The sequence below is a fragment of the Planctomicrobium limosum genome, assembly GCF_051465645.1.
In the GTDB taxonomy this organism is placed as follows: Bacteria; Planctomycetota; Planctomycetia; order Planctomycetales; family Planctomycetaceae; genus Planctomicrobium.
Window position 1 is genome coordinate 3,934,359 of sequence record NZ_CP195790.1, and the last position, 25,715, is coordinate 3,960,073.

Annotated in this window: 18 protein-coding genes; 11 read left to right on the plus strand and 7 right to left on the minus strand. The window is 52.5% G+C overall.

Going from position 1 to position 25,715, the window contains the following annotated elements:
• Window positions 1-15 precede the first annotated feature (15 nt).
• Both SH527x_RS15030 and SH527x_RS15035 read left to right on the plus strand, forming a co-directional pair.
• The gene (locus SH527x_RS15030) at window positions 16-1,128 is read left to right on the plus strand and encodes a serine hydrolase domain-containing protein (RefSeq protein WP_437191497.1); all 1,113 of its coding nucleotides are present in this window, start codon (window positions 16-18) and stop codon (window positions 1,126-1,128) included.
• Between the two features lie 50 nt (window positions 1,129-1,178).
• Window positions 1,179-2,141, plus strand: a complete 963-nt coding sequence (locus SH527x_RS15035; RefSeq protein ID WP_437191498.1) for a prepilin peptidase — start codon at window positions 1,179-1,181, stop codon at window positions 2,139-2,141.
• 32 nt (window positions 2,142-2,173) lie between these two features.
• Here the strand turns inward: SH527x_RS15035 and SH527x_RS15040 are convergent, their stop codons facing one another.
• On the minus strand, window positions 2,174-4,972 hold the full coding sequence (locus SH527x_RS15040) for a response regulator (protein WP_437191499.1): 2,799 nt from the start codon (window positions 4,970-4,972) through the stop codon (window positions 2,174-2,176).
• A gap of 361 nt (window positions 4,973-5,333) precedes the next feature.
• On the opposite strand from SH527x_RS15040, the gene SH527x_RS15045 reads away from it, so the two are divergent.
• The 7 genes from SH527x_RS15045 to SH527x_RS15075 all read left to right on the plus strand — a co-directional run bounded on the left by SH527x_RS15045 (window position 5,334) and on the right by SH527x_RS15075 (window position 12,632).
• Complete coding sequence (locus tag SH527x_RS15045; RefSeq protein WP_437191500.1) at window positions 5,334-6,620, plus strand: O-acetylhomoserine aminocarboxypropyltransferase/cysteine synthase family protein; 1,287 nt, start codon at window positions 5,334-5,336, stop codon at window positions 6,618-6,620.
• 463 nt (window positions 6,621-7,083) lie between these two features.
• Window positions 7,084-8,085, plus strand: coding sequence for a phosphate ABC transporter substrate-binding protein PstS family protein (locus SH527x_RS15050; RefSeq protein WP_437191501.1), 1,002 nt, complete (start codon window positions 7,084-7,086; stop codon window positions 8,083-8,085).
• Window positions 8,086-8,187: 102 nt separating this feature from the next.
• Complete coding sequence (gene pstC / locus SH527x_RS15055; protein ID WP_437191502.1) at window positions 8,188-9,129, plus strand: phosphate ABC transporter permease subunit PstC; 942 nt, start codon at window positions 8,188-8,190, stop codon at window positions 9,127-9,129.
• Window positions 9,126-10,220, plus strand: coding sequence for a PstA family ABC transporter permease (locus SH527x_RS15060; RefSeq protein WP_437191503.1), 1,095 nt, complete (start codon window positions 9,126-9,128; stop codon window positions 10,218-10,220). The genes pstC and SH527x_RS15060 overlap by 4 nt, the downstream gene beginning before the upstream one ends.
• A 74-nt stretch (window positions 10,221-10,294) precedes the next feature.
• Complete coding sequence (gene pstB, locus SH527x_RS15065; RefSeq protein WP_437191504.1) at window positions 10,295-11,125, plus strand: phosphate ABC transporter ATP-binding protein PstB; 831 nt, start codon at window positions 10,295-10,297, stop codon at window positions 11,123-11,125.
• Window positions 11,126-11,256: 131 nt separating this feature from the next.
• Window positions 11,257-11,940 (plus strand): phosphate signaling complex protein PhoU, encoded by a 684-nt coding sequence (gene phoU / locus SH527x_RS15070; RefSeq protein WP_437191505.1) that lies wholly within the window; start codon window positions 11,257-11,259, stop codon window positions 11,938-11,940.
• Entirely contained in the window at window positions 11,937-12,632 is a 696-nt protein-coding gene (locus SH527x_RS15075) for a response regulator (protein ID WP_437191506.1), read from the plus strand. Before phoU ends, SH527x_RS15075 begins: the two co-directional genes overlap by 4 nt.
• 155 nt (window positions 12,633-12,787) lie before the next feature.
• Here SH527x_RS15075 and SH527x_RS15080 read toward each other — a convergent pair whose 3' ends face one another.
• From SH527x_RS15080 to SH527x_RS15105, 6 genes are all read right to left on the minus strand, one after another.
• Window positions 12,788-13,735 carry an amidohydrolase family protein gene (locus SH527x_RS15080; RefSeq protein WP_437191507.1) on the minus strand — a complete coding sequence of 316 codons (948 nt, stop codon included), beginning with the start codon at window positions 13,733-13,735 and terminating at the stop codon, window positions 12,788-12,790.
• Window positions 13,736-13,771: 36 nt separating this feature from the next.
• Window positions 13,772-15,043 (minus strand): MFS transporter, encoded by a 1,272-nt coding sequence (locus SH527x_RS15085; protein ID WP_437191508.1) that lies wholly within the window; start codon window positions 15,041-15,043, stop codon window positions 13,772-13,774.
• A gap of 148 nt (window positions 15,044-15,191) precedes the next feature.
• Window positions 15,192-16,421: a M20 family metallopeptidase gene (locus SH527x_RS15090; protein WP_437191509.1), complete on the minus strand. Its 1,230-nt coding sequence runs from the start codon at window positions 16,419-16,421 to the stop codon at window positions 15,192-15,194.
• A gap of 57 nt (window positions 16,422-16,478) precedes the next feature.
• Window positions 16,479-17,642, minus strand: coding sequence for an aminotransferase class V-fold PLP-dependent enzyme (locus SH527x_RS15095; RefSeq protein WP_437191510.1), 1,164 nt, complete (start codon window positions 17,640-17,642; stop codon window positions 16,479-16,481).
• A gap of 296 nt (window positions 17,643-17,938) precedes the next feature.
• Window positions 17,939-19,366: a DUF1501 domain-containing protein gene (locus tag SH527x_RS15100; protein WP_437191511.1), complete on the minus strand. Its 1,428-nt coding sequence runs from the start codon at window positions 19,364-19,366 to the stop codon at window positions 17,939-17,941.
• Window positions 19,367-19,459: 93 nt separating this feature from the next.
• A complete protein-coding gene (locus tag SH527x_RS15105) occupies window positions 19,460-21,979 on the minus strand; it encodes a DUF1553 domain-containing protein (protein WP_437191512.1) in 2,520 nt (839 codons plus the stop codon).
• A gap of 187 nt (window positions 21,980-22,166) precedes the next feature.
• Between SH527x_RS15105 and SH527x_RS15110 the strand changes: the two genes are divergently transcribed.
• Complete coding sequence (locus SH527x_RS15110; protein ID WP_437191513.1) at window positions 22,167-23,120, plus strand: LysR family transcriptional regulator; 954 nt, start codon at window positions 22,167-22,169, stop codon at window positions 23,118-23,120.
• Between the two features lie 699 nt (window positions 23,121-23,819).
• Window positions 23,820-25,622 (plus strand): diguanylate cyclase, encoded by a 1,803-nt coding sequence (locus tag SH527x_RS15115; protein ID WP_437191514.1) that lies wholly within the window; start codon window positions 23,820-23,822, stop codon window positions 25,620-25,622.
• The last annotated feature ends 93 nt before the right edge of the window (window positions 25,623-25,715 follow it).

Consider the following 25,715-nt stretch of genomic DNA (forward strand, 5'->3'; position numbering starts at 1 on the left):
AGCCACTGCGTCACCATGTCCTCCGAGCTCAATTCGTCGTTCCCGCGAACACTTCGTGTCATTCAGAACGGGATTGAGCATGGCCTCAACATGGGGATGCAGCTCTATGTCTCGTTGAATCTCGAGCCAGTGCTGGATGTCGCTGTCGGGGAGAACCTGCCGGGTGTGCCGTTAACGACCGAGACTCGCATGCTGTGGCTGAGTGCCGGAAAGCCGATCACAGCCGCTGCAACATTACAGGCCATCGAGAACGGACAGCTCTCACTCGATACGCCTGTCGTCGCCATTCTTCCTGAGTTCACCGGCCCGGGAACCGAGAACATCACCATCTGGAATCTGCTGACACACACCGCTGGTCTCAAGCCGATTCTGACAGGGTTCCCGGACCATTCCTGGGATGAAATCATCACCAAAATCTGTACATCTGGCCTCAAACGAGATCAGTCTCCCGGTGCGGAAATTGGCTATGACCCCGGCCGAACATGGTTCCTGCTGGGAGAAATTCTCCAACGCTTAAATCAACGCTCGATTGAGGAAATCGTAAGACAGGACGTTCTTGAACCTCTCGGAATGACGAACACATGGCTCGCGATGCCTACGGCAGAATACGATGCCCACCCTGAGCTGATTGGGATGACTTACACGTCGAAGAATGGTCTGCTCACCCCGACACGTGGGCATCAACGAGAAGCAGTCACAAAACCAGCACCGGGTTCCAATATGCGTGGGCCGATCCGGGAACTGGGATGGTTCTATGAATCCTTGATCCGACAGGGAGTGACACCGGAAGGCTCAACTCTGCTTCTGCCGGATACAGTCGAACAGATGACAAGCCGCCAGCGAGAAGCAAAGCTCGACACGTCCTTCCAGCGAATTGTCGACTTCGGGCTGGGTGTGATCGTCAATTCACGAAAATATGGAGGCGGAACCGTTCCGTACGGCTATGGTCAGTTCGCATCAGACGCGACAATTGGTCATGGTGGTTCACAATCTTCCATCGGATTTGCTGATCCGGTTCACAATGTCGTTGTCGCTGCGATCGCAAACGGGATGCCTGGCGACGAACAACACAATTTGAGGTTCCACAATCTCCTCACGGCGATCTATGAAGATCTTGGAATCGCCTGAGGCATCGCTGCTTCTGTTTCGCCTTTCACTTCGACTCACAACGACTCACCGTGCAGACACTCATTCAACAACTTGGCCTCCCGTTGGTCTCTCTGGTGTTGGGACTTTTGACCGGTGTTCTGACATGGTTCGGAACCAGAAGGGCCTTTCGTGACCTGCAGCTTCCTCCCGGTTACTGGCCTGTTGGTTCTGCTCTGGCCGGAGTTGTGCTCGGGAGTGCATTTGTCTGGTGTTCGCTCGGGTTGAACACACAAAGCACACCTGAAGTCATCCCCGGAGACGGCTGGCGGGAATGGCGCGTGGTCTATCACCTGTCGCTGGTGATTCTCCTGCTGATCATCACGGCGACGGACTTCAAGAGCTTTTATATTCTTGACTGGTGCTGCTGGGTCGGGGTGATCATTGCGGTGATTGGTGCAACCGCATCTGCAAATTTCCAACTCGCACATGTCTGGGTCGACTGGAACGCGGAAATTCCCCAGCTCAAAGGCCCGGACATCCCAGGCTGGCTGGGAACATATCCGCATTTGCACGGACTGACTTGGAGTCTCGCTGGCGCTGCGTGCGGGTTCATCGCGACAGAACTGGTTCGCCGTGTGGCCGCGTTTGTGCTCCAGTCACCAGCCTTGGGATTCGGAGATGTCCTGTTGATGGGAATGGTTGGAGCCTACATCGGCTGGCAGCCAACAATCGTTGCATTATTACTGGCTCCCCTCTTCGCCGTTGGAATCGGAGGACTGCTTCGAGTCGTCGGAAACTGGCCGGCATTGCCTTACGGACCATTTCTGGCCGCTGGCAGCCTGACCACGTTGTTCTTCTGGAAGTACATCTGGATGGCCGAAATCGCCCTCTCTGCAAATGGAGGACAAGACCGCAGCACGAACTTCGCTATCCGACGTTTTTTTGGTGACCCGATTGCTCTGCTGATTGTTTTCGGGCTCTCGTTCGCGCTGCTCGTCCTCCTTCTGGGACTCGTGCAGATCTATCGCCGTCTTCCCGGTCGCAAGGCCTAACACCGCCTTCAGCCAGTGCGGCGCCTGAGAGTTCATCCGGCTTTCACAACCGACCGGACTTCTGCAAGCACCTGTTTCAAATCAGACTCCAGTTGAACGAAGACTGAAATCGCAAGTTCGAGCGTCTCTGACTTGGCCATATGTTCCAACTCCGCGGCCAGCCTGAGCGCTGTTGATTCGCCAAAGGGTCTCATTGCTCCGACAATGGTATGGGCAAGTCGTTTTACAAGCTGCGAATCCTTTGCCTCGATCGCCACTTCCAGCCGTCCGACCAATGACGGCACTTCTTCAAGAAATGTCCCCATCACGTCCATCAGTAACGCTTTGTCATCCCCACAGGTGTTGAGTGCATTTCCCCAATTCAACCTCCGCACAACGGTCTCGGTCCGATTGGCATTCTCGACGACATCACCTTGTTCAGCATCTTCACTATCTGCTGTAACAGGTTCCGTTATCAATCCGTCCTGTGGAAAGAATCGGGCGATCGCCGAGCGAAGATCGTGCATTCGCAATGGCTTGGTAACATAGCCATCCATCCCGGAATTCAGGCATTGTTCACGATCTCCTGCCATCGCATGAGCAGTCATGGCGATGATCGGAATATGCCCACCGCGTGTCTCTTCCAACGCACGAATTGCTCGCGTCGCCTGCAGGCCATCCATCTCCGGCATCTGGATATCCATAATCACCAGATCGAAAGGAAGCTGCTCCCAATGGGTAATCGCCTGCAGTCCATTTCCAGCAAGGGTGACGTGGTGCCCCCACTTTTCCAGAAGGCCAATCGCCAGCTTTTGGTTCACCTTATTGTCTTCAGCAAGCAGAATTCGCAGAGGCTGAATCTGATGCTCGCCGGCGTGAGCACTTACTCCGAGATCGCCGTCCTCTGGTGATGTCACACCGAGCCCTTCGGCAATGGCGTCGAAGAGCTCAGACTGCTTGACCGGCTTAATCAGGCACGCGGCCACGTTCAATTCGCTGCACATCGCCTGATCGGTCGGACGATCCGCCGAACTCGACATGATGATTGCCATGTTCTTGAATCGCTCATCATCCCGAACTTCACGAATCAGTGTGAACCCGTCCATGCCAGGCATCTCTGCATCGGTCAGTAACAACTGAAACGGATTGCGAGACTGATACGCAGAATTCAATTGCAGCAATGCGTCCGTCCCCCCTTTGGCAATCGTCGGTTTCAGCCCCCAATTCTGGAGCATTTCCTGATAAATCTGCAGGTTCGTGCGATTGTCATCAACAACCAGAACACTCGCTCCCTGAATCCGGACAGCGGTTGCAGGCGGGATGGTCGGTGACTGAATCTCTGTCATTTCAAAGCGTGCTGTGAAGTGGAAGTGACTTCCAAATCCGAGCTGACTTTCCACCCAGAGCTTGCCTCCCATCAGACCTACCAGTCGGGCCGAGATCGCCAACCCCAGTCCAGTTCCTCCAAAGCGACGACTCGGGCCGGTATCGGCTTGTTCAAATGCCTCGAAGATCGTCGCGATCTTTTCTTCCGGGATGCCGATGCCAGTATCAGCAACTTCAAAGTGAATGATGGCGAACTTGTCTTTGACTTCTCGCAATCGAACATGCAAAACCACTTCGCCTGCATCTGTAAACTTGATCGCATTCCCAACGAGATTGATCAGAATCTGCCGTAACCGGTTCGGGTCACCCAAAACAACATCAGGGACATCAGGAGCAATATGACAGACCAGTTCCAGCGAATGACTTCGTGCGCGTAATGCCAGAAACTTCATTGTGTCGCCAGCGGTTTCACGAAGTTCGAACGCACGACATTCCAGATCGAGTTTCCCTGCTTCGATCTTCGAGAAATCCAGAATATCGTTGATGACCGCGAGCAATGATTCCCCTGACGAAAGCACCATTTCCAGATACTCACGCTGCATCTGAATCAGAGGGGAATCGAGCACCAGTTCGGTCATGCCAATCACAGCGTTCAGCGGTGTCCGAATTTCATGGCTCATGTTTGCCAGAAACTCGCTTTTCGCCCGATTCGCGACTTCAGCGACGTCTTTTGCGCGTTGCAATTCAGTCACGGCCATCTGCCGTTCAGTGACATCCCAGAATATCGCCTGAGTCCCCACGATGCGTCCGCGCGAATCGCGTACCGGTGTTTTGATCACCTCAACCCAACTGGTGCGACCATTGGTTTGATTGACTTCGATATTGCGCAGCTGCTGCCCGGTCGTCACAACCCAGTGGTCGTCCTCCTGAAACTTGTGCGCAACTTCCGCTGGAGAGAAATCGAAGTCTGTCTTGCCAATAATTTCATCAAGGCGTCGAGTGGTGAATTCACAATAGGCCTGATTCGCGAAGATGAACTTCCCCTGAAGATCTTTCCGCAGCACGCAGACAGGCAGGCTTTGCACAAGTGAATGGTAAAGTGCTTCTGAATCCTGCAACGAGGTTTCCACCTGAGCACGCCGCCCCCGTTCGAGGCTATATCGAATCGCTCGCGCGACACTCGCGGCGTCAATCTGGTTCTTGATCAGATAATCTGTCGCCCCGAGATTGATCGACTCTCGTTCAATCAGATGGTCATCATAATCGGTAATCAGAATGATCGGGGCAGTGCAGCCGAGAGTGATCGCTCGCCGAATGAGATCGAACCGTTCATACCCTTCGAACCGGTCACTCACGATATAAACGTCATGGGAACACCGGACGACCGCTGCCAGGCCTTCTTCGAAGCTGGGTGTCCACGTCAATTCATAGACACCGGTCCCAGCCTGAAGCAGCAATCCCTGAAAGAGATGAAACGCGTCTTCCTCTTCGTCGATCAGCAGAACCCGATTCTGATAATTCAGCATTCGCTCGCTCCCGAGAAGTTCCGCTCTCTGCACAGGAATTGGTCTGCAATCAACGACGTCTAACAACGACAATGGCTCAGAACTGCGATGCCTGACACCCGGCAACTCCAAATCAACTCTCACCGCAAGTTCCGGTGCGTGTCGGTTTGAGAATGCCGCTGCAGACGGTTAGCATGCGAACTCACGGACAGGAGCTTCCGGCCAGACTCTGAGTCGCGCAGTGCTGATCATTGCCAGTTCTCTTTCCGAATTGTACCAAGTCCTGTAAGCAAGCGAGGGACGTTCTAAAACCTGGAACAGTCCCGAGGCCATTGACGTCGTTCACCCTCACACTCATTTCGAAATAAAGCGAGCGCCTCAGATGAAGCGAGACACAGTTTGCCTGCATGGTGGACAGGTGCCAGACCCAACCACCAACTCCCGTGCAGTTCCGATCTATCAGACAACGTCTTACGTCTTTAACGACGTCGAACATGCCGGACGTCTATTTGGGCTGCAGGAATTCGGGAACATCTACACCCGAATCATGAACCCGACCAACGACGTTCTCGAAAAACGTCTCGCGATGCTTGAAGGAGGAAGCGGTGCCCTCGCCGTTGCTTCCGGGCAGGCTGCTGAATCGCTCGCGGTCATGGCCATTGCCGGAGCAGGGCAGAATATTGTTGCTTCAACCAGCCTGTATGGCGGAACATACAATCTGTTCCACTACACGCTGCCAAAGTATGGCATCACCACGAAGTTTGTTGCTCAGGCTGACCCGGAGAACTTCCGCAAGGCGATCGACGAAAACACCCGCGCCATCTTTGTGGAAACCCTCGGCAACCCACGTTGCGACGTTCCTGACTTCGAAGCGATCGCTGCCATCGCTCACGAAGCCGGGATTCCGTTGATTGTCGATAACACTCTGGCTTCCCCATATCTGTGCCGCCCATTCGAGCACGGTGCAGACATTGTGATTCACTCCTGCACCAAGTTTATCGGTGGACACGGAACTTCCATCGGTGGTGTCATCATCGAAAAGGGCGGTTTCCCTTGGGACAACGGCAAGTTCCCTGAACTGACCGAGCCAGATCCGTCATACCACGGATTGAAGTTCCACGAGACCTTCGGCGGCATGAACCTCACCTATATTCTGAAGGTGCGAACCCAGCTGCTCCGCGATTTCGGCCCGGCAATCAGTCCATTCAACTCGTTCCTGTTGCTGCAGGGACTGGAAACACTCCATCTGCGAATGGAGCGTCATGCAAAGAACGCCAACACAGTCGCCGCGTTCCTGAACTCTCACCCGAAAGTCGAATGGGTCAACCACCCATCACTTGAATCGCATCCGTCCTACAAACTGGCGAAGAAGTACCTGCCAGATGGAGCCGGATCGGTCTTCGGGTTCGGGCTGAAGGGCAGTTCTGCTGCTGAACAACGCGAAAGCGGAATCAAGTTCATCAACGCGGTGAAACTGCACTCACACCTGGCGAACGTTGGCGACAGCAAGTCGCTGATCATTCACCCGGCCAGCACCACTCACCAGCAATTGACGGCTGAAGAGCAGGAGTCAGCTGGGGTCACTCCAGGATTCATTCGCCTGTCAGTCGGAACTGAAGCTGTCGAGGACATCATCGACGACCTGAAACAGGCTCTCGATCAGATCTAATGCCTCGTCAGGCTTTGATCTTCAGGTGCTGAACCGATGGACCAGTTCGGACTCTCATCTGGCTGAGCTGTGCTGTTGGATCGACAGCGAAATTTGAACTTACGAAGACCCGGTATTCCTGCGAATGCCGGGTTTTCTCATTGATCGGACATTCTGCAACACCTTTCTGTCATGCTCTTTGTGCATCTTAACATTCTCTTAACAGACTTCTGGTTGGCATCTTAACAAAACTCGTTACCTTCATTGGCAAGCAGACCCGTACCAAGTCGAATCCCTGAAGACTCAGGGTTTTCCACTGGTTATCGACATGCCTCCACAATGCCTGGAAACAGACGCAAGTTGTTGGAAATTCACCAAATACGTCGTTTTCAGAGAGTCGGTTTTCATTCACATCGGGTTCCGACCGCGATGTGATCTCAGTTCTGATCTGAAAAAGCCCGGAACAGCTGCCACAAGGAATAAAATGCGATCCACATCCGCCCTTTTACTTGGGATTCTTTGTGCAACGATGGTCGGATGCCCGAGCGGCAATCAATCATCTCCTTCCGGGAAGGCTGAAAGCAAAGCAGTCTCAACCAAAGGGTTCATGCCTCCCAACGCCGTGGCAGTCAGCGTCGAAACAATTCGCTCTGGCGAATACAAACCTCTTTCGCGCCCGCTGCTTCTTTATGTCAATAAAGCCGCACTCAAGAAGCCGGAAACCATCGAATTCCTGCGATATTACTTCACAGATGAAGGGAATCTGCTCATCGAAGAATGTGGATTCGTTCCCATCACGACCGAATTGTTCCACAAGCAGCTTGAGATTCTCGAAGCAGAAATCAAGGCGGTTGGCGGTGAAAGTAAAGATGGTCCGCTCAACGGGCAACTCCTGATCGACGGCTCCAGCACAGTCGCCCCGGTGACGACAGTGATCGCCGAAGAATTTTCCCGAAAGCATCCAGCGGTACGCGTTCCAGTAGGAACCTCCGGCACCGGCGGGGGATTCAAGAAGTTCTGTGCTGGCGAAATCTCAATCTGCAATGCGTCACGACACATCAAAGAATCCGAGATCGAACTCTGTAAGAAGAACGGAATCGAATATCTCGAACTGGAGATCTGTCTCGACGGCCTCACAATCGTCGTAAACCCAAAGAACGACTGGATCGCTGGAATCACAGTGGAAGAGTTGAAGAAGCTCTGGAGCCCGGGCAGTGAGATCAAGAAATGGTCGGAAATCAACCCGGAGTATCCGGACGTCGAAATAAAATTATTCGGGCCTGATACCGATTCCGGCACGTTTGAGTATTTCACGGAAGCGATTTGCGGTAAAAAAGGGGCATCACGGTCGGATTATCAGCAAAGTGGAGACGATAACTTCCTCGTCACCGGTGTTGCTGGCGACGAATACGCACTCGCCTACTTTGGCTATTCGTATTACGTCGAGAATCAAGGAAAATTGAAAGCGCTTTCCGTCGCTCCATAACAAGCGATCAAAGACGGCGGTTTTCAAAGTGAACACGGAGTCATGCCAGTCAGCATGACTCCGAGAGAGCCTTGTGCTCTTACGATCATCCAAAGGTGATTTTTGTCGCTGAAAAAACGTTACACCGCAGCCCGGTTTCAAGAACAGATCATTGAAAGTCTGCTCTTTCTCTGTGCGCTGCTGTCAATCATCACCACCGCCGGAATCATTCTGGTGATGTTCTCTGAATCGGTTTTCTCTCTCACAGGAGGAACCGCATTCTTTCAAGAGATCTCCCCTTGGGAGTTCTTCACCTCGCCCCAATGGTCGCCACAGTTCGCTGAGAAGCACTTCGGTGTGCTGCCTCTTCTGTGCGGAACAGTACTCGTCGCCGGGATTGCCGCTCTGACAGGTCTTCCACTCGGAATTCTTGGGGCAATTTACCTGAGTGAGTATGCCACACCCAAAGTTCGAAAAATCGTCAAACCGTTTCTCGAAATTCTGGCGGGAATTCCAACCGTCGTTTATGGGTATTTTGCCCTCGAGTTCATTACGCCTTTTCTGCTGAAGCCGTTCTTCACAGGCATTTTTGGCCTCGATGTAGACGGATTCAACGCGCTAAGTGCAGGACTCGTTGTCGGGATCATGATCATCCCCATGGTTTGCTCCCTGAGCGAAGATGCACTGCGATCCGTTCCTCGCAGTCTTCGCGAAGCCGGATATGCATTGGGTTCAACAAAATTTGATGTCAGCGTAAGGGTCGTCGTTCCTGCAGCGACATCAGGGATCATCGCATCCTTCCTGCTTGCCATCTCCCGCGCAATTGGTGAAACGATGGCCGTGGTGATTGCGGCTGGCCAAAGCCCCGTGATCACAATGAACCCGTTGAAGAGCATCCAGACCATGACCGCGTTCATGGTGAATATCAGCCTTGGAGACACCCCAGCCGGCTCGATCGAATACAAGAGTCTCTACGCTGTCGGGTTGACCCTCTTCTTCATGACGCTGGCAATGAATGTGCTTTCTCAATGGTGGATGCGCCGCTTCCGTGAGGTGTATCAATGAGCAACACCCCGTCTGAAACACCGAACGATCAACAGAACAGCATTCCTCCAGCCGCGACTCCCGTTTCTCGTCCGATCAATCGGCTGGGAAAAGAGGCCGGCAAATCCGAGAGCAAGCTGTTTGCCTATACCTGTCGCGGAGCCATCTGGTTTAGCGTTTCGATCCTGATTGTTTTGCTGGTCACTGTGACCAGGAACGCGGTCGGCTGGATCGACTGGCAGTTCCTGACCAGCTTCGACTCCGCACGCTTTCCAGCCAAGGCCGGAATGCTTTCAGGGATTCTGGGAACAGCCTGGGTGATCGGGTTGACCATCATTTTTGCTGTCCCGATCGGCATCGGCGCTGCCATCTATCTGGAAGAGTACGCCGCTGACAATCGTCTGAATCGCTTCATACGACTCAATCTTGCGAACCTCGCTGGCGTGCCTTCGATTGTTTACGGGATTCTTGGCCTGACCGTCTTTGTTCGCATGTTTGGACTGTTTGGTCCGAACGGTTGGATTCACCAATGGACCGGCTGGAATCTTGAAGGATTCTTCTGGTCCGAACACTTCGGCCAGTACCTGATCCCGTTGCCTTTCGGTCGAGTTGTCATCTCCGGTGCGCTGACACTGAGCCTGTTGATTCTGCCCATCATTATCATTGCTTCCCAGGAAGCTCTGAGAGCGATTCCGTCTTCATTGCGACACGCCTCTCTCGCACTGGGAGCCACTCGCTGGCAGACCATTCGTCACCAGACCTTGCCGGCTGCCGTTCCCGGCATCATGACCGGTGTGATTCTTGCCATTTCGCGAGCCATCGGGGAAACCGCTCCCCTTGTCATGCTCGGGGCGATGACCTTCGTGTACTTCGCTCCCGGAAACATTGATAGCGTGACAGATGTCGTTCAACATCCCGAAGGTCTGATCAAAGCTCCGTTCGACACGTTCACTGTGATGCCGATTCAGATCTTCAACTGGGTGCGTCAGTCAAAAGAAGAGTTCAAGTACGTGGCAGCAGCTGGCATTGCGGTCTTGCTGGCAGTCTTACTCGTCCTGAACGGTCTGGCCATCCTTATTCGAAACCGTTACAGCAAACATATGAACTGGTAACCAGCAGAGACCCTGAACCGATTCGTTTCAGTTCGTTCGACAGGTTCCCCCAGCCGGTTGCTATTAAATTCACTATGCCGAACACAGCAGCATCTTTCTCTGGACTTGTGAAACGCGTCACCGGAAATGGCGACGCGGTAAAGGAATCACGTAAAGCCAAGATCGAGTCCCGTTCGCTCTGTTTCTATTACGGAGAGAACCAGGCACTGTATGACATTTCCATTGTCATTCCAGAACGGGCAGTGACCGCATTGATCGGCCCAAGCGGTTGTGGGAAGAGTACATTTCTCCGCACACTGAATCGGATGAACGATATCGTTGAGGGAACCCGACATACCGGTAAGATCCTTCTTGAAGATCAGGACATCTATTCACCGGATGTCGACGTCGTTGCCCTGCGAAAACACGTGGGCATGGTCTTCCAGAAATCGACTCCTTTCCCAAAATCAATCTTTGATAACGTCGCTTATGGTCCTCGCATCGGTGGAATGAGAGACCGTGAAAAGCTTGCAGACATTGTCGAAACATCGCTGAAGCGAGCTGCCTTGTGGAAGGAAGTCCAGAACCGGCTTCAAGACTCGGCGATGGCACTTTCTGGTGGTCAGCAGCAGCGGCTTTGTATCGCCCGCGCGCTGGCAACCGATCCAGAAGTCTTGCTGATGGACGAGCCAGCAAGTGCACTGGATCCAGCCAGTACCGCCCGCATCGAAGACCTGATCTTCGAGCTGAAAGAGAATTACACGATCGTCATCGTGACTCACAATATGCAGCAGGCAGCGCGTGTCAGTGACTTCACCTCGTTCTTCCTGAAAGGGGTTCTGATCGAGGTGGGTGACACAGAGCAGATCTTCACCAACCCACGTGAAAAACAGACCCAGGATTATATCACTGGTCGATTCGGTTGATCCACGGATCTGGGTGATACCGCGAGAAGCAGAGAATTGGACTCAGATGGATCTAACATGTGATCCCTGTGAGTCCTCGTTGTCAGATTCACGTTATTGAAGTTCGATCTCAGATTGAGTGAGGAGTTGTCGTGTCGGTCCATATGCAACTCGACTTGTCGGAACTGCACCGAGATCTGCTTTCAATGTGTTCGCGCGTTGAAGACATGATTCATCGGGCAGTGAATCTGCTTTCCAATCCTGATCTGGAAGAGACTCGTCGACTCGATCAGGACGATATCGATATCGATCGCTGGGACGTTCGTATCGAAGACTCCTGCCTGAAAATCCTTGCTCTCTATCAGCCGGTCGCAATTGATCTGCGCCGCATCACCTCTGTGATGAAAATCGCCGGAGAACTGGAACGAGTCGCCGACCTTGCCGTCAACATTGCTGAACGTGCACGTGGACTATTAAGTTCACCTCCGGTTGTCATTCCTGACAAGGTGAAAGAGATGGCCGAACGTGCCGTCTCGATGCTGCACAAAAGTATTGATGCATACGTGGACCTGAACAGCGACATCGCCCGACAGGTCTGCGAAGAAGATATGGAAATCGACGAGATGAATCGGGGAGTCATTCAGCAGCTGATCGCTGAAATGCACCGCTCACCGGATCAACTCGATGCGTTGCTGCACATGTTCTCTGCTGTACGCCAGATCGAACGTGTGGCCGACCATGCAACCAACATTTCAGAAGATGTTGTTTACCTGGTTGAAGGTCGCATCATTCGTCACGCACGGAAGCTCGGAGGAGAAAGCCGATCGAGTTCATGAGCAATACGAAAATTCTCATCGTTGAAGACGAACCGACAATCCTGGATGCGTTGCAATATAACTTTCGCAAAGAAGGATTCGACGTTACGACGGCAGTCAGTGGTCGCGACGCACTGCTGAAAGTGCAGAATCAGGTTCCCGATATCGTTGTTCTCGACCTGATGATTCCGCCTCCTGATGGCTTGCAGGTTTGCCGTCAGTTGCGGAGTGATCCTCGAACGAAAAACGTCCGCATCCTGATTCTGACTGCCAAGGATGAAGAGATTGATGAAGTCCTCGGCTTCAACATGGGGGCCGACGATTACGTCGCAAAACCATTCCGCGTGAAACCCCTGATTGAAAGAGTGAAAGCCTTACTCAGGCGACCGATCTCTGAAGAATCAGAGCACGAGATCTTATCCATCGGTCCCATCGAGATCGATCGCTCTCACCATATCGTGAAACTGCATGGTGAAGAGCTGCCATTGACCCCGACCGAGTTTCGTCTGCTCTGGACTCTCGCAAAACAACCAGGGCGAACGTTCAGCCGCAACGAACTTCTGGATTGCAGCCGTGGGGAAGATGCGAACTCGATGGAGCGCACCATTGACGTCCACGTTCGGGCATTAAGAAAGAAACTCCTTGATGTCGCCGATCAAGTAGAGACGATTCGCGGGATCGGCTATCGATTCAAACCCGCCAGAGGAATGTGAGACTCGCGAAGTCATTCATACTCCGCCCAGCGCTTCACTCAGCCATCTGAATCAAACAAGCACAGCCGGAAACCCGATTCGGATCTCCGGCTGTTTTCGTATCATTATCAATCAACATGCAGCGTCTTGATTGACCGCACGGCGACTCAACCGAATTAGCTCCAGTAGACGTTTTCCGCTGTCTTACGCAAGATCCAGGCCTTGTCGTCTGCGGTCAGGGAGTCGATACCTTCGCGGATCAGAGCGATTGATTCAGCATAGGTATGACCTTTCTCAACCTGATAAGGGCAGTCACTCGCCCACATCAGTCGATTCGCTCCATAAGCATCACACAATCGGAGAATCATCGGTCCCAGATCGGTGTAAGGAGCCTTCTTCTTACCGAGTGCATAGAACGCAGACGTCTTGACATACACGTTCTTGAAGCTGGCCAGATCGCAGAGGTTCTTCAGATCTGCTTCTTCCATACGGCCACTCACCCCAATACGAGCAAAGTGGTCAATCACAACGCGAGTATCAGGATACTTCTTGCAAAGTTTCTTTACCGCAGGCAGTGCATCCGGGTTCGCGAGCAAACACATTGCCTGTCCGTTCTCGGCAGCACACTTCCACATGGCGCCCATTTCTTTGGAGTCGACCCAGGATTCGGTTGCTTCGCGATTCGCATAGACGCGAAAGCCGGTGACGCCACCTTTTTTCAGTTCGCGCATCGTGTTGCAGACATCTGGCTTCGTCTCATCGACGATCGCAACACCGCGAAAATTCTTCGGGTACTTCGCAATCATGTCGAGCATGTACTGATTGTCGAACTCATAGAAGCTCATCTGAATGAGCACGATTCGATCGACACCCACCGGCTTACTGTGAGCGAAGAGTTCCTCTGGAGTGAAACTCGCAGGCTGCATGTCTGCTTTTTTGTACTTCTTCGAAATCGGATATCGATCCGTGTCTGGAGTCCAGACATGAACGTGTGCATCGATATCGCCGGAAGCAGAAGTCTCCGCCCAAACCGCCTGAGGCAGTGCTGATGACACGGCCCCGATTGCAGCGGCCTTCAGGAATGTGCGACGGCTTGAGAGCAGGGGAGAGGAATTCAGCGACATACGATCAATCCCTGTAAGAAGTCATTTGATAAAAGGTCACACCGACTCAGTTGGCTCAGAACGCCGCCAGTTGAGAGGAGCAATCGGTCCGATCATAAACAGGTACGCAAACACACCAGCGACGAGAATGAGCGACGAAGCCGCGAATGCAGAAGAATAGGTGCCTGTTTCCTTAACCAACCAGCCGGTCAGCCACGGTGATAGCGCTCCGCCAAAGTTTCCGATGGCATTCTGGAAACCCGACCATTGACCTGCCGCGTGTGGTCCGGAAAGTGTTTGAGTCAGCGCCCAGACATTGGACGTATAAATTCCGAGTGAGGCACAAGCGATACAAAGCAGGACGATGCACGCCGAGGCGTCTGATACCGCCATCGCTGCATACATGAAGATGGCACACAACAGGAGCCCTCCGACGAGAAACCCTTTTCGCACCAACGTCACCGAGGCTCCACGGGAAATCATCCGATCAGACAACCAGCCTCCGAAGATTGAAGTGATTGCCATCGCCCCGTAGGGCATTGATCCGAAAACGGCCATCGATTCTTTCGAAAATCCACGCGCCTCTTCGAGATACGCCGGGAGCCAGGAAAGCAGAAACGCCCAGGTATATCCCAGACAGAAGAACCCTAGCGAGGTTCCCCAGACTTCTCTTCGCTGCATTAACTGCGCAAATCGCACTTTTTGAATTGGTTCAGCATAGCCAACATCGTCCGGGGAGACGTCCTTCGGCTTTGCCCGTTCCTGTGATGGGACGAGGTAGAGCCAGAACGGAAGCCACAACAGGCTTCCCAGACCGATGACGTAAAAGAGCATTCGCCAGCCAAAGTTGGCAACAATCAACCCGCCAAACAGAATACTCAGAGCAGGGCCCATTTTTGATGCTGCATCAACAAGGGCATTCGCGAGTCCGCGGCGTTCCTCCGGAAAGTTCATCACGATGATCCGTGATGTCGCGGGGTACGCCACGCTCTCCCCAAATCCGAGCACGAGACGCAGGATCAGCAGCATCGTGAAGCTAGCTGAAAACCCGATGAGGACCGTTGCAATCGACCAGATCACGAAGCCGATGGCGTACACCCATTTCACGTCGTAGCGGTCGACAAACCATCCCGCAACGAGCTGCGAAAGTGCATAGCTCCAGAAAAAGGCCGAAAACAGCAGCCCCATCTGTGAGTGATCGAGATTGAACTCTTCCGACACATCTGTTTTGACGATCGACAAACTTCCGCGATCGATGTAGTTGATTCCAACTGCCAGGACCAGCAGCACCAACAATGTAAGTGGGGTCGCAACTCGTCGCGCAGTCATGCCATTCCGGTCAGGCTGAATTTTGGAAATCGTCTACGACATTATCTCTGTCGTCGCGTCAATTCTGTTGGAGTCTTTCCTCGCAAAAAGCGAAGTCTCAATCGCATTCATCTCAAAGGCATTCAATGTATTTCGGCAGCAATCAACTCTATTCGACGCAGAGTCGGTAATAGATTTCACAAGCCTGACGCAATTGTGCGACTTCAATCCATTCGTCTGCTGTATGAGCCTGGGCAATTGATCCCGGGCCGAAAACAATCGATGGAACTCCTGCTTCGGAAAATGCTGCTGCATTCGTGCAGTACCAGGCACCTTGCTTCTCGTGCGGACCACTGACCGCTTCTACCTGTGCCAACAGTTTGTCGGACCACGGACCATTATCTGCGTCCGAAAGTGCTCCCGCTTCAATCCATGACGGAAGCATTTCGAAATCGACATTCACACGCTCACGCAAATAGGCTTCCAGATGAGGAATTACTTGCTTCGGATCTTCACCCGGGACGAGCCGACGATCGATTTCGATGATGCATTCATGAGGAACAATGTTGACGCTCGTTCCGCCGATGATTCGTCCAACACTCAGAGTCGCTGTCCCACAAAGATCGTGATAGGGAGTGAACTGCGGCAACTCAGCAATGTATTGTTGGATCACCTGCAAAATCTGGGACATTGCATAGATCGCATTCACACCTTCATGCGGACGTGAGCTATGGCAGGCAACACCGTTTGTTTTCAGCTTCCAACGCACGACACCGCGATGTGCAACGATTGCGTGAAGTTCAGTCGGCTCGGCCACAATACAAATGTCCGGTGGAGTCGCAACCAGTGATTCGGTCGCGTCCCGCTTCTTCCATTGATCCGCAAGGTGTGCCGCACCGGTGGCTGTAAACTCTTCGTCACAGGTGCATGACATAACGACATTCGCAGCACCATACGGAGTTTCCTGCACGATTCTTGCGAAGGCGGCAAGCATCGCAGCCATTCCCCCTTTGACATCGCACGCCCCGCGGCCATAGAGACGATCGTTACGAATCTCTGGCTTGAATGGGGGAATTGTCATGCCGTCAACAGGGACAGTGTCCTGATGGGCATCGAGCATGATCGTTTGAGTCGCATTGGGAGAGTCATACCGCGCGACCACGTTGCATCGCCCCGGTGAGACCTCATGAATCTCGTACGGGACATCGAGCTGTTGAAAGAAATCCACCAGCCAGGCTGTCATGCGATGCTCAAAGTCGGTCGCTGCAACCGGCTCTTTGCCCATCGGATTCACACTTGGGAGTGCCACCAGATCCTGAAGAATTTCAACCGGATCCAGACATTCAGCTGTATTTGTCCAGATGCGTCGGTTTGGGATGTCGTTCAGTTCAGTACTCATGGTGTTCGCAGTGACTTCTAAAGGAAGGTGTCTTCCGATTCGCACGGCCCAGAAAAGCTATTTCGCCAGCATCAACGCACGAAATTCTGATTGATCCAAAAGCTTTCGAATCGCCAGCAAATACCGCTGCACTTCATCCGAAGTGGTATACCAGTGGATTGCAGCTCGAACTCGATTGTCATCACCTTGGACAGCAATTCCTTGCTCCAGCAGGTGCCCTTTCACCAATGGAGCCTCCATGCAAGTAAACGGCACAATCCCTGCGCGATCCGCTGCGGTACCTGGACACAGGACATTCAAACCAAATTCTCGAAGCCCCTCGTAAAGCATTTTGACCAGGGGCTCAAGCTCAGCACGGCGACGTTCGACGACCGCTGGAGTATGAAACTCCATCGCGGCGGCAAGTGAATACACCGAATCGAAATTCGGCATGCCTGCCTGAAACTGCTGCGCGTCCGATCGTGCATGGAAACGTTCCAAGCGATCCGGGGCAAAGCAGGATTCTGCTGACAACCACCCGGCAGGACCATTCAATCCCGCTTTCAGCGCTCGATCACTGACAGTCATGATCGCTGTGCCGTGAATCGAGTTCATCCACTTGAATGCGCTCGCGATTGTGAAGTCGGCAATTTGTCCATCAACGGGAACTCGAGCAGCAGCCTGAGTCGCGTCCACACAGAGCAGCGTGTCCGTGTTTTTGACCTTCTCCCAGATCGGTCGCGGGTCCAGATGCTGTCCCGTCGCGTAACTCACCTGGCTCAAAGTCACCAGCCGTGTGCGAGGGTTGATCTGCTCAATCAGGTCTTCAATATGAACCAGTCCATTTCGGGGACTGACAACCCGGGTGATGACGCCCTTCTTCTGCAACGCGACCCAAGGGAACATATTGGAAGGGAACTCGACCGAAGTGAAGATCACTTCATCGCCAGGCTTCCAGTCAATTGCGTTTGCAAGTGTCGAAAGTGCTTCCGTCGTGCTGCTGACAAGAGCGGTTTGTTCAGCAGTTGCACCAAACAGTCGGCCAGCGACTTCACGTGCCTTTTCGTAGACCTTCCAGAAACTGACTCGCCCTGGTTCCCCCTGCGATTTGTCCTGCAGGTATTGCATGACTGCTGATATACAACTTTGAAGTGGCAACCCTTCAGCAGCGGTATTGAGATAGGTTTTTCCTGCCCAGTTTTCTGGATTAAACAAAAGATGACGAGACTGTGCCTCAGACATGGTGATCCAATTCAATTGAACGCGAGCGATCGATCATGGGCGTTCGCTGGACCTGAGGCTGATAGCAATCACCATCAGCGCACATTCAGCGTGCGCAGCACAACTCAATCCATCAGTTTATTAAATTATGAAAAATGAAGTCGGCCTGAGTTTTGCCAGACCGACGAGATGTGTGAAAAGTACTTGATCAGGAGTGTATTGCGTCGCGACGAATGTAAAACAGCCAGTGTCAAAAGAACTGGCTGAATCGAACAGAACAATCTACTCCTGTCCAAAAAACACGAGTTTTTTTAAACCTATGCCAGAATGTCTTTGTGAACGACACCGTGGACGTCTGTCAGACGGAAATCACGTCCGGCATGACGATAGGTAAGTCGCTCGTGGTCCATTCCGAGAATGTGCAACATCGTCGCATGAAGATCATGGATGTGCATCCGGTTTTCCTGAGCATAGTAACCATACTCATCCGTCGCACCATAGCTGAAGCCCTTTTTCACCCCAGCCCCGGCCATCCACATTGTGAAGCCTTCAGGGTTGTGGTCGCGGCCGTCTTTCCCACCGCCTTGACTGACTGGAGTACGTCCGAACTCGCCCCCCCAGAGAACCAAGGTGTCTTCAAGAAGACCACGCTGCTTCAAATCCTTCAACAGGCCAGCGATTGGCTTATCCACTTCCAGCGCGTTCTTGGTGTGACCTTTTCGCAGGTCGCCGTGCTGATCCCATTGCACATGGGTATCACTATGAGTGACCTGAATGAAGCGGACACCACGTTCTGCGAATCGACGGGCGAGAAGGCACTGACGACCAAAATCTTCAGTGACTTTGTTGTCCATACCATAGAGTGCCAGAGTTTCTGGAGTTTCTTCTGCCAGATTCTGGGCCATCGGCATTTCCATCTGCATCCGGTATGCCAGTTCGAATGACTGGATGCGGGCTTCCAGAGATGGATCAACGCCTGATTCTGTCAGGTGCTGACGATTCAGTTCGCCAAGCAAATCCAGCTGAGCACGTTGAACTGGTGATGACCAGTGTTCGTTCTCGATGAACTTCACTTTTGCTTCAGTTGAAGGGCGGCTTGCAACGCCGAGCGGCACTCCCTGGAATCGAGCTGGTAAGAAAGCAGATCCCCAGTTCTTCACTCCCCCGTGCGCGAGTGTCGGGCAGATGGTAATGAAGCCAGGCAGATTCTCGTTCTCGCTCCCCAGGCCATAGTTCACCCAGGCACCCATACTCGGGCGAATAAAGTTGTCGCTACCAGTATGCAGTTTCAGCAGCGCACCACCGTGAGCGGCGTTTGTTCCGTGCAGCGAGTGCAGGAAGCAGATTTCATCGACGCATTGAGCAACATACGGGAAGAGTTCGCTGACATACTTGCCACTTTCCCCGTACTGCTGGAACTTCCAGGGAGACCCGAGAAGATCGCCGGTTGCAGCAAACTGGACACGGGGTTTGTCGAATGGAAGCGGCTTGCCGTCGTCTTCCTGGAGCTTTGGCTTGTACTCGAATGTGTCCATGTGCGACGGACCACCTTTCATGAACAGAAAGATGACCCGCTTGGCACGTGGTGCAAAGTGAAATGGACTTTGCACGGCAGGGCGAGCAGTATTCGCCGAGGCCTTGCCATCCTGCAACATCGCCTGCAACGCGAGGTATCCGAACCCGACAGCGGAGTTCTTCAGCATGCAGCGACGGTTGACAGTATCGAATGAATTTTCGTTCAACATCGTTCCACTCCCGGAATGGATCAGGTTTGACATTTCATCAGAACCTGTAGCGACAATCACAGGGATTCGAACACTCTCGAACCCCTCCGCGAATCAGTTCACATAGACGAATTCGTTGGAGGACAACAAACTCTGAATCGCGGCAATCCATGCAGCACGATGTGGATCATATTCGGCACCCTGAGTGATTAACTCCCGCTCAAGACGTTTGACATAGCTCAAAATTCTCTGCTGTTCTACCTCGGTAGGACTACGTCCGAATGCAAGTTCGTAGAAGCGTTGAATCCGGGCATTTTCCTCTGGGCGCTCCCGAATCAATCGGTCCGTCAGCGCTTCAGCAACGTCGATCACAAGGGGACTGTTCATCATGAACAAAGCTTGTGGGGCGACTGTTGATGTTTCGCGACTTCCAACCGGAACGTCTGCTGTTGAATAATCAAACAGCGAGAACGCATCGTACAGGTTATTTCGGATCACCGGCAGATAAATTGAACGGCGGTTCGTATCGTAGCCTGTGCCATCTTTCGAAGTGTGATTGAACACCATCTCCCACTTCTTGAGAGTAATCAAAGTTCCTCCCATCGTGGTGTCCAATGATCCACTCACTGCCAGCAACGCATCCCGAATCTGTTCTGCTTCCAGACGTTGAACTTTAGCACGCCATTGGAACTGGTTATCTGGATCGATTGCTGAATTTGCTACATGTGTCGCAGTACTCATCTGGTAAGTATTCGACAACATAATCGCTTTGTGCATCGTCTTGAACGACCAGCCTGACTCGATGAAATGAGCGGCAAGCCAATCAAGCAACTGTGGATTCGCAGGACGAGTCCCCAATTCGCCAAAGTTATCGGTTGTTCCGACCAGACCCTGTCCAAAATGCCATCGCCACATCCGGTTCACAGCGACTCGGGCGGTCAATGGATTTGTCGGCTTAACAACCCACTCAGCAAACTGCAGTCGACCACTTGTTGTCTCTGGAATCGCAACAGGATTTTCAGGAGCCAGAACTTCAGGGACACCGCGGGCAACGGAACGGCCCAGTGTCTGGTGACTTCCACGAACATGAATGCGGACGTCGCTGAGAGTTGCCCCATCGACAACACCCATCGCCGTTGGCAGTTCAGGGTTCGCGTCTTTCAAGGCCTTCAGTTCTGCACGGAAATCAGCCAGCTGCTTCTTTGTTTCCGCAGGGTATTTGCTTTCAGCATCTTTCGGGACAGCGGCCCCTTCGGCAGCGCCCATCTGTTTGAGGACTTCTGCGTTTGAAGCTTTGACGAGATCATCGATCTCCTTCTGCTTCGCAGCGATGACCGCATCACGTTCCGCCTTCGCTTTGACGTCAGCTGCCGGAGCAACAACGTGTTCATTCCACTTCGCGACGATCTTGTGAGAGGTCATCGTCTTAGTGCTCTTCAGAATTCCTGCAAGAGCATAATAATCCGCAGTCGAAATTGGATCGAACTTGTGATCATGGCATCGAGCACAGGCCAGGGTCAGGCCCAGCAATGATTGCCCAATGGTATCGATCTGTTCGTCGATGATGTCCATTTCCATCTTCATCGGATCAGGTTCAGCAAGAACCTTGGCTCCGACGGACATGTAACCCGTTGCGATCAACAGATACAGATCATCATCTGTCGCTGTCCCTGCATCGACTTTTTGCTTGTGCAGAATGTCGCCTGCAAGCTGTTCGGTGACAAATCGATCAAACGGCTTGTCAGCATTGAATGAGCTGACGACATAATCACGGTACTTCCAGGCATCAATGTGTACGACGTTTTCATCGAGACCATTGCTGTCGGCGTAGCGTGCCACATCGAGCCAGTGACGTCCCCAACGTTCCCCATATTGTGGAGAAGCAAGCAGACGGTCGATCACTTTTTCAAATGCGTCTGCAGAAGTGTCTGCGACGAAGTTTTGAATTTCTTCTGGTGTTGGAGGCAACCCGATCAGGTCAAAGGTCGCTCGGCGAATCAGAGTCTGTTTGTCAGCAGGAGCAACCGGTGTCAGGCCCTGTTGTTTCAACAACGAGAACTGAAACGCATCGATTGGATTCCGACTCCAGTCCTTGTTCTCAACTGCCGGGACAGGCGGTTTTGCGATTGGCTGGAATGCCCAATATTTTTTTGCTTCATCCAGATCAATTGCACTGCGACGTGGCTGAACCCCTGGGCTGGAATTCTTTTCAGGATGCGGAGCTCCCCGTTTCACCCATTCTTTCAGCAATTCGATTTCAGCAGTCGGCATTTTGCCATCAGGAGGCATCTGCAGCGACGTGTCTTTAAACTCGATCGCCGCAATCATCAGGCTTTCATCGATTTTCCCGGGAACGACGGCAGGGCCAGACGTTCCGCCGCTCAGCATTGCTGAGTACGTATCCATGCGCAGGCCGGATTCCTGCGAATCTGCGCCATGACAATCTGCGCAGCGTTCAATCAGGATGGGGCGAATCTTGTTTTCGAAGAACTTCAGGTCTTCATCGCTGACCTCTGCAGCAGAAGCAACTCCGGGCAACGCGGCTGGCGATACAACGGAACTGAGTCCGAGCGAGACGCCCACGAAGGGAGTGAGGAAACGAAGCGGCAGGATTCGGGTGAAGAACGGTTGCATGAACACCTCACCTATCGATTAAGGAATGAGGAAACCGTGAGGAGTGGGCAAAATCAGGCGAGCATATTTCAATAATGTTTGATTATTGATCATAGTTCCACCATTGTCAAAAGTCACCCTGCATCTGGTATAACAGTTTGCAATTACAGTTTAGATGAAATGCAATACTTAAATCGTGGTGAATTTGATGTCTGTAAATCCTCAGATCACAACGCTTTACAAAGATTTATCCTACTCACAACTGCGCAGCTACTGTGAAACCGCCCGACTTGGCAGTATGGCGGCCGCCGCACGCTCTCTTGAAGTATCGCATCCTACTGTCTGGAAACAGATTAGAGCACTTGAACAACTTCTCGGCATCACTTTAGTTGAATCGGACGGGCGGCGGAGCGAATTGACTGAATCCGGGCGATTGCTCGCAGAACTCGCTTCTCCGATGGTCGCCGAGTTCGAATCCTTGCTTATTCGATTCCGGGAGGCATGTGGAACTGCTCCACGATCACTTTCAGTTGCGGCTCCTCCTCGAAGCTATACAGACGATCTACTTCCGGTCATCAAAGAGTTTCGACAGCTCTTTCCCGACGTCAAATTGATGATGCGGGAGTCATTTGAGTCGCTTGGGAATGAAATGTTGGAGGCGGGAGAGGTCGATCTCGTCATTGGAGACAGCTTCTGTTGTCGACGCCCTGATGAACTCGTCAGTGAGCGGATGTACGAGATCGAGCAGATGGTCATCATGCAGCCTGGGCACCCGCTGACAAAACGCAAAAAGATCACCCCTGAGGATCTTTCGAAGTACCCGATTCTCAACCATCCTGACTCGTATCCGAATAATGAAGGCCGCGCCATTCTCGAACGAGTCGGTGCGTTCAATCACCCCGGTCGAGGTTTTGAATTGATTCTCGCGGCATCGATTCGCAGCTGTGTGAAACAAGGACACGGAATTGGGTTAGTCGGTCGGGTCATTGCTAACCCACCGAAGGACCCGAACATCGAAGAGCGAAGTTTGAAACACTGCCTTCCGTCGTCGATCATTTATGGCTACAGCATCAAGCGAATCACCGAAAACCCCATTCAACGGGCTTTTATTGATCTGGTGAAGGCTCGGCTGAATCCACAGACGGAACCAGTCCACAAATGATCGTGAGTCAAACGGTCGTTCTCTCGGATGTTGGGCTCCACCGAAATTCGTCTGAACTGCATTAAAGCTGGTTCCCAAGGTGTGGATTCCAGGAAATTTCCAGAGTCGCGCGTCTCAAATATTACGTACGTGCCAGAACTTGATTCTGTTAAACGCAACCTGTTTTTCCTGTATTCATGTTGGGTTCCGATACAGATTGGTTCTGAGCAATTCTGCGTTACTCAGGCAACGTGTGCCCCTCAAGGTCCACTCTTCTCGCTGAGCATTCCGCCTCACAGCACAAATCTCTTTGGTGCTGTCCGATTCGTTCCACTGAAAACGTCGCAGCCGCACTGATTTGCACACCTGCACGACTCATTCACACCTGCGTCCCTTGATCGCAGAAGCTGATACTCAATCGCATATGAAAGTATCGCATCATTCAAAAGGCCGTTTAAGCGTAAGAATCAACACAAGAAATCAGGAAAGTCAAAAACAAGGGGAATCACGCACCGTCAAGAGAGCTCAACGCATGCAATGTTGATGATGTCAGCTTGAATACCGTGTCCTGAGTGGATCACACACGATTCAACTGAAACATTAAAACGCACAACACGGATTGTTATTGAAAACACAAAATTTTCAGGACACCCCACCGTGAGTCGGGCTCCCATATCATTGGTTTCTCTGACGAAACTCCGCAGGGTTCTTCAGCCCTGCGTGGGGTTATTGATCTTTTTCTGTGCCTGGCTGGCTGCTGCCTATCTTGGAATGCAGCTCTCCTTCAAAGAAGTCATCGCAACGATCTGGCCACCTTCAGGTATCTATCTCGCCGCGCTGATCTATGCTCCGAGACATCTCTGGCCAGCGATGATTGCAACTGCCTGGTGTGCGTCGACGATCTGCCATGTCGGGTGGCATGACCTGCCTCTTTCCATCAGTTCTGCAATCTGGTTTGCAAACACCATCGAAGCGGTCTCTGGTGCTCTCATACTGCGGCGGCTGACGGTGAACGGCCAGACGTTTTCGCTTTCAAACCTCACTAATGTCCTGACATTTTCCTGCGTCGCCGTGCTCCTGCCAGCATGTCTGGGAGGCTACATTGCCGCCACCGCCCTCAGCACAATAACCGATGCTCGATTCTGGATTGTGTGGTATTCCTGGTGGTCCGCCACAACACTCGGTGCCTTAGTTGTCGCTCCTCTTTTTCTGGTATGCGGAAATCAAAAATTCAGACATCCCGAGCGATTCTCAAGAGTCATTGAAGCGAGTATCGCCAGTGCTGCGGTGGTCGGTTTGTCTTTTTTATCGACCGACTTATACGGACTGACAGCGATCTATTCGACGTTCCTTCTGATGTTATGGATCGCAATGCGATTCGAGATGCTCGGAGTCGCGATCGCCAATCTTGTGACGACAGTGATTGTCCTTTGGAAGTCCACTCAGATTGAGGCTCCCATACACCCTGGAATGCTCCTTTCAGACCAGATTCTGATCGTTCAAGTCTTTCTGGAGCTGTTGTCGATCTCGCACCTCACATTTGCCGCCGCAATCGCAGAGCAACGTTGCGCGTGGGAGACGAGTGCCATCAGAAATCAGCGCTATCAGATCCTGATTCAGAATACTTCTGATCTGATGATCGCCATGACCCCGGACTGCAAACTGACCTGTGCAAATGCTGCATGGTCCAAATTGATCGGGTACACGTCTGAAACGATGAAAAACCTGAGTGTGAAGGATCTGATCCATCCACAGGACAGGCCGAACTGGGAAGAAGCCATCAGTAAAGTCTGGCACCGGGAACCGACCGGGTACCTCGAAGTCCGAGTCATCACCAGACAGGGAACCACCATCAACGTTGATTGCACATTTGCTGTCGCCCCAGACTCGGATGATTCCGCCGGGATCTATTCGATCATGAGAAATGTCACCAATCGGAAGCTGGCCGAACAGCAACAGATCGAATATCAACGGCAGCTTGAATCGCTCAATACGCAGTTGCGGTCACAGTCAATCACTGATTCCATGACGCTGCTCTATAATCGACGCTTCTTACAACAGCGTCTCGACGAAGAGTTCATTCGGTCCCAATGGAACGAGACTTCGCTGACGCTGCTCATGATGGATGTCGACCGCTTCAAATCACTCAACGACACTCATGGTCACCAGCAGGGAGACCAGGTGTTGTGCCGCGTCGCTGAAATCCTCAAGATGTGTTCCCGCCCTGACGACATTGTCGCACGCAATGGTGGCGAAGAATTTGCCGTGTTGCTTCCGAACACGGATCTGACCACTGGAATGGAACTCGCAGAAGAGATTCGTCGATCTGTTGAAGAGGGCCCCTGGTTCGGTCCGCAAGCGACAATCAGTATCGGCGTCGCACAATCACTGCCGTCTCATACTGACACCGATCAACTCATTCGTTGCGCGGACAAAGCCCTCTATTTCTCCAAGTCGAATGGCCGAAATCAGGTCAACGCCATGCAAGTGCAACACACTGCACCGTCTTTCAGCGACCAATAAACCGATGTCGGTTGAGACGTGCTCTCCCCGTTCGCATCAATTCACCGTTGATTCAGAGTCGACGCACCTTCGACTCGCAGTTGGCTGAGTCGT